General features: G+C 67.5%; 3 protein-coding genes and 1 pseudogene. 2 read left to right on the top strand and 2 right to left on the bottom strand.

The annotated features are described in order from the left end of the window. The first annotated feature begins 492 nt into the window (after window positions 1-492). Window positions 493-1,560, top strand: a complete 1,068-nt coding sequence (locus D588_RS0106965) for an NAD(P)-dependent alcohol dehydrogenase (RefSeq protein WP_017915465.1) — start codon at window positions 493-495, stop codon at window positions 1,558-1,560. A gap of 310 nt (window positions 1,561-1,870) precedes the next feature. On the opposite strand, the gene D588_RS0106970 is transcribed toward D588_RS0106965, so the two are convergent. Continuing rightward, entirely contained in the window at window positions 1,871-3,613 is a 1,743-nt protein-coding gene (locus tag D588_RS0106970) for a M28 family metallopeptidase (protein ID WP_017915466.1), read from the bottom strand. A gap of 81 nt (window positions 3,614-3,694) precedes the next feature. Beyond that, window positions 3,695-4,357, bottom strand: coding sequence for a hypothetical protein (locus D588_RS0106975; protein WP_017915467.1), 663 nt, complete (start codon window positions 4,355-4,357; stop codon window positions 3,695-3,697). Between the two features lie 187 nt (window positions 4,358-4,544). Between D588_RS0106975 and D588_RS24205 the strand changes: the two are divergent. After that, window positions 4,545-5,312, top strand: a pseudogene (locus D588_RS24205) (peptidase M23); the annotation flags it as partial.

A 5,312-nucleotide genomic window follows, 5' to 3' on the forward strand; every position in this document is an offset into this window, starting at 1 on the left:
ACCCCAACCCCTCTCCCGGCGGGAGAGGGGCTCGGTTCCTCTAAGGCCTATTGGGCGTCTGTTGTCGACAAGCGGCAACCCGGCCTACAAGCATCTGCCTGCCAATGCCTACTGCACGATCGAACCGACTCTGCGTCCAAAGTGGACAGAGCATGTAGGCGATCCTGTGACTGGTCATTGGACGCATTACGCGCACTTCCTGGTGCGCGTTTCTCATCGATTGCAGATCCGCTCTCGTGCAATCTGCCGATGAATGCCGGTCGGCGCGTCTACATGTCACCGTCAAGTGCATGGGCGTTCAGCCGAACATGTGCGCCAGTCCGCACTCGGTGAGGCGTTTTGACGACGCGCATCGCACCGTTCCATGTGGCGATGCGTCTCTTTCATGCCCCGCCGCTTAGACTTTTCCACCTCAGGCGACCGCGTAGGCATCGATTGCTCTACATGCGCACCGCCCTTCGGCCCCTTTCACCCACCACGAGGCCTTCCCCCATGAGCCAAGCCAATGGATACGCCGCCAAGGCATCCGATCAGCCGCTGACCCCGTTCACCTTCGAGCGCCGTGCGCTCGGTGCGCACGACGTCAGTATCGAGATCCTCTACTGTGGCGTCTGCCACTCGGATCTGCATACCGCCCGCAATGAGTGGCACAACACCCAGTACCCGTCGGTGCCGGGCCATGAAATCGTCGGTCGCATCACCGCGGTGGGCGACCAGGTCAGTGCCTTCAAGGTCGGCGATCTTGCCGGTGTCGGCTGCATGGTCGACAGCTGTCGGCATTGCGCTTCCTGTGCCGATGGCGAGGAGCAGTACTGCGAGAACGGCTTCGTCGGCACCTACAACGGTCCGATGTTCGGCGGCGAGAACACGTATGGCGGCTACTCCGATCACATCGTGGTCGACGAGAAGTACACGTTGCATATTCGCCACGATGCTGGGCAACTGGCGGCGGTGGCGCCGCTGCTGTGCGCCGGCATCACCACGTATTCCCCGCTGAATCACTGGAAGGTCGGCCCGGGCAAGAAGGTCGGCATCGTTGGGCTGGGCGGCCTCGGGCACATGGGCGTGAAGATTGCCCATGCGATGGGCGCGCACGTGGTGCTGTTCACCACCTCGGCCGGCAAGCGCGACGACGCGCTGCGCCTGGGCGCGAACGAGGTGGTGGTGTCGAAGAACGCCGAGGAGATGGCGGCGCACACCAACAGCTTCGATTTCATTCTCAACACCGTCGCGGCCCCGCACGATCTGGATGCGTTCCTGACCCTGCTCAAGCGCGACGGCTCCATGACCCTGGTCGGCGCGCCGGCCGAGCCGCATCCGTCGCCGACTGTGTTCAACCTGATCATGAAGCGGCGCCAGTTGGCCGGTTCGCTGATCGGCGGCATCCGTGAGACGCAGGAGATGCTGGATTTCTGCGCCAAGCACGGCATCGTGTCCGACATCGAAACGATCGAGATGGCGCAGATCAACGAGGCCTACGAGCGCATGCTCAAGGGCGACGTGAAGTACCGCTTCGTCATCGACATGGCCAGCCTGGGGCAGGCCAAGCAAGCGGCCTGAGCCGACGGCGACCGTGGCGGTCAGCCGCCGCGGTCACGTCATGCGTCATCGTCATCCCATGAAAGCCCGGGCAGCGCATGCCCGGGCGTTTCTGTAGCGGTAGCTCTCGTCGCGGCCGAAGTGCTCTACGCGTGGGCTTCCGATCGGCATTCGAGGCGCTCGGAAGACGTCCGGCAACCGCGCACCACTGCGTGCGGTAAGCGATCTGCACGAGGTGGTGGCAGCGACTATGCGGTGCGCCGCGGGACATGGTGGCAGAGACGACAACGGCGCCGAAGCACCGTTGCCATGAAACGAAGGAAGCCGCCGCCTACTTGCCGGCGGCAGGCTCGGCCGCCGGCAGCGACGTCGGCCGGCCCATCATCTTGTCGCGTGCGGCCTTGAACGGATTGTCCGCGTACCAGTTCGGCCAGCTGTCGCCGGCGGCCAGTTCCTTGCCAACGCCGTACACCGCCTGCAGGTCGTCCATCACACCGTCGAGCTTCCAGGTCGCCGGGTCGTACTCGTCGGCTGGCGTGTGGTAGCGCTTGGCGTACTCGGCTGCCGCACGCCGTCCTGCTTCGATGCCGCCGTCGACCAGGTCTTCGCCGCCGTCGATGTACAGCGCCGGCACGCCGGCCTTGGCGAAGTTGAAGTGATCCGAACGGAAGTAGAACCCGCTCTGCGGCGCGTCTTCGGCGTGCAGCACGCGGCCTTGCGCGGCCGCGATCGGCTTGAGCAGGTCTTCCAGCTGTGAGCTGCCGAACCCGTTGACCACCAGGTCCTTGGCGCGCCCGTCCACCGGCATCGCATCCAGGTTGATGACGCCGGCGATCTTGTTCAGCGGGAAGGTCGGATGCGCCACGTAGTACTTGGAACCGAGCAGCCCCGATTCCTCCAGCGTCACCGCCAGGAACACTACCGAGCGTTCTGGCTTGGGCTGCTCGTGCGCGAACGCCTCGGCGATTTCCAGGATGCCGGCCACGCCGGTGGCGTTGTCGACCGCGCCGTTGTAGATGTTGTCGCCGGGCTCGCCCTCGTGCTTGCCCAGGTGGTCCCAGTGCGCCATGTACAGCACCGCTTCGTCGGCGCGGCTGCTGCCGGGCAGCACCCCGACCACGTTGCGCGAGGTCTTCTCGGCGATGGTGCTCTTCAGGTCCACCGAGAGCTTGGCCTTCAGCGGGATCGGCTTGAAGCCGCGCTTGCTGGCGTCCTTGTAGGCCTGCGCCAGGTCCAGGCCGGCGTCGGCGAACAGTTGCCTGGCCGCCTCGGCGGTGAGCCAGCCCTGCACCGGAATGCGCGGCTCCGGATCGTCCTTCGCCGGCAGGTCGTACTGCGCGCCGGACCAGGAGTTCTTGACCACGTCCCAGCCGTAGCTGGCGCCGGGCGTGTCGTGCACGATCAATGCGGCGGCGGCGCCCTTGCGCGCGGCTTCCTCAAACTTGTAGGTCCAGCGCCCGTAGTAGGTCATGCGCTTGCCTTCGAACAGGCTGCCATCGCCGGTGTGGAAGCCGGGGTCGTTGACGAACATCACCACGGTCTTGCCCTTCCAGTCCTGGCCGGCATAGTCGTTCCACTTCTGCTCCGGCGCGTCCACGCCGTAGCCGACGAAGACCATGTCGCTGCCATCGAGCTTGACCTCGGGCTGGCCGGTGCGCGTGCCCACCACCATGTCGGTGCCGAAGGCCAGCTGCCGCGCTGCGCCGTCGTGGGCGATGGTGAGCATTGTGCCCGGCGCCGCGGTGGTCTCGGTCATCGCCACGTCCTGGAACCAGCTGTCGCCGTTGCCCGGTTGCAGGCCGATGCGCTGCATCTGGTCGCGGATGTAGCTGACCGTCTTGTCTTCGCCAGGCGTACCCGGACCGCGGCCTTCGAAGGCATCGGAGGACAGCGTCTTGACCAGTTCGGCGAAGTCCGCCGGTGCGATCCCGGTGGAGAACGCGTGCGTGGGCGCCGCAGCGGGTGCGGGCGCCGCGGCCGGTGGCGCGATGTCGGCGGCTGGGGCGGGCGCTTCGCGTTTGCACGCGGTCAGCGCCGCGGCTGCGGCCAGGCACAGCACGAGCTTGCGGGACATGGGGGCTCCTGATGGCGAGGGAACCCCGGATTCTATAGGCAAGCCGCACGCGCCCGGGCGGGCGCGTCGTCGCGGCACGGCTCAGTTGTTCGGCGCGGTGTCGCCGTCGAAGGGTAGCGCGGTGGCGCCGGTGATCGGCCCGGTCTTGGCGCTGCGGTGCACGTACAGGGTCACTTCGCGCTCGAAGCGCAGCGGGCCGTCCACCACCGCACGCGGGCCGACGATGACCCGCGGCTTGCGCGTCGGCTTGAACGACATGCTGAAGCTGGGCTTGTTGATCGAAATGCCACCACCGACATGCGAATCGTGGCCGACGGTGATGTCGCCGTTGACCGTCTCGATGCCCTTGTCCAATTGCGTGGCGACCAGGCCGATGCTGCCGTTGACGCTCTCGATGCCGCCGCCGACGCGGCCGCCGCGGTCGACGAAGATGCCGCCGTTGACGGTTTCGATGGAACCGGCGACCTGCGCGCGCTCGCCGAGGGTGATGCCGCCGTTGACCGTGGACAGCCCCTTGGTCTGCGCGCCGTCGGCGACCTTGACGCTGCCGTTGACCGTTTCCACGCTGCCCACCTGGGCGCCGGACTGCACGGTGATGCTGCCGTTGACCGTTTCCAGATCGCCGTACTGCTTGCCGGCGTCGGCGGTGATGCTGCCGTTGACCTTGCTGATGCCCTCGCCCGCGAACGCCGAGCCGGCCGTCAGGGCCAGCGCCAGCACAACCGCCAGATGCATGCGTTTCATCCTTCACCTCCCGGGCGCCGGCGATGCGGCCGCAATCAATCGTGGGGCGATCACAACACGCTTCGCTACAATCCACACCTGCCTGAAGTCACTGGAACCCCGCTTGCCCGCAGCCGCGCCTGTCCCATCGCATTCCGCCGCGCCCCGCGCGGCCGAGCGGCGTGCGCCCGTGCAATGGCGCGGGCCGTTGCGCAGCCTGCTGGCGCTGGCGTGGCTGCTGACCGCCGGGTTGGCCGCGGCGCAGAATCCGCGCGAGGCCGAAAAGCGCCTGGAGAAGGTGCGCAACGAACTGAAGAGCGTGGCCGAGGAGCGCCGGCAACTGGAAGGCAAGCGCGGCGACGCCGCTCGCCAGTTGCGCGAGGCCGACGAAAAGGTCGCCGTCACCGGCCGCAGCCTGGCGCAGACGCAACAGGCGCTGCAGCGGCACCAGCAGACCCTGGCCGAGCTCGAGCGCAAGCGCGATGGCCTGCGCAGCGGTTTGACGCGGCAACGCGCCGAACTGGCGCAACTGCTGCGGGCGGCCTATGCCATCGGCGGCAATGCGCCGCTGAAGCTGTTGCTGGCGCAGGACCGCGTGGCCGATGCCAACCGCCTGCTGGCGTACCACCGCTATCTGCAGCGCGAGCGCGCGCAGCGCATCGCCACGCTGACCCACGAGTTGCAGGCGCTGGAACAGGTGCAGCGCGAGGTCGTCGAACAGAAGCAGCAACTGAGCGAGGCCCAGCGCCGCCAGCAGGAACAGGCCCAGGCGCTGCAGCGCGACCGCAAGCAGCGCGCCACCGTGGTCTCGGAACTGGACCAGCGCTACCAGGACCGCAGCGAACGCGAGAAGGCGCTGGGCCAGGACGCCAAGGCGCTGGAAACCCTGCTCGCCAACCTGCGTGCCGCCGCCGCCCGCGCCGAGGCCGAGCGCCGCGCCGCGGCCAGACGCGAGGCGGCCGAACAGGCGGCGCAG

Source organism: Xanthomonas sp. SHU 308 (assembly GCF_000364645.1).
In the GTDB taxonomy this organism is placed as follows: Bacteria; Pseudomonadota; Gammaproteobacteria; order Xanthomonadales; family Xanthomonadaceae; genus Xanthomonas_A; species Xanthomonas_A sontii.

What these genes read in the sequence shown, in the direction of transcription:
- D588_RS0106965 (WP_017915465.1), top strand. Translation starts at nt 493, where the DNA reads ATGAGCCAAGCCAATGGATACGCCGCCAAGGCATCCGATCAGCCGCTG.
- D588_RS0106970 (WP_017915466.1), bottom strand. Translation starts at nt 3,613, where the DNA reads ATGTCCCGCAAGCTCGTGCTGTGCCTGGCCGCAGCCGCGGCGCTGACC.
- D588_RS0106975 (WP_017915467.1), bottom strand. Translation starts at nt 4,357, where the DNA reads ATGAAACGCATGCATCTGGCGGTTGTGCTGGCGCTGGCCCTGACGGCC.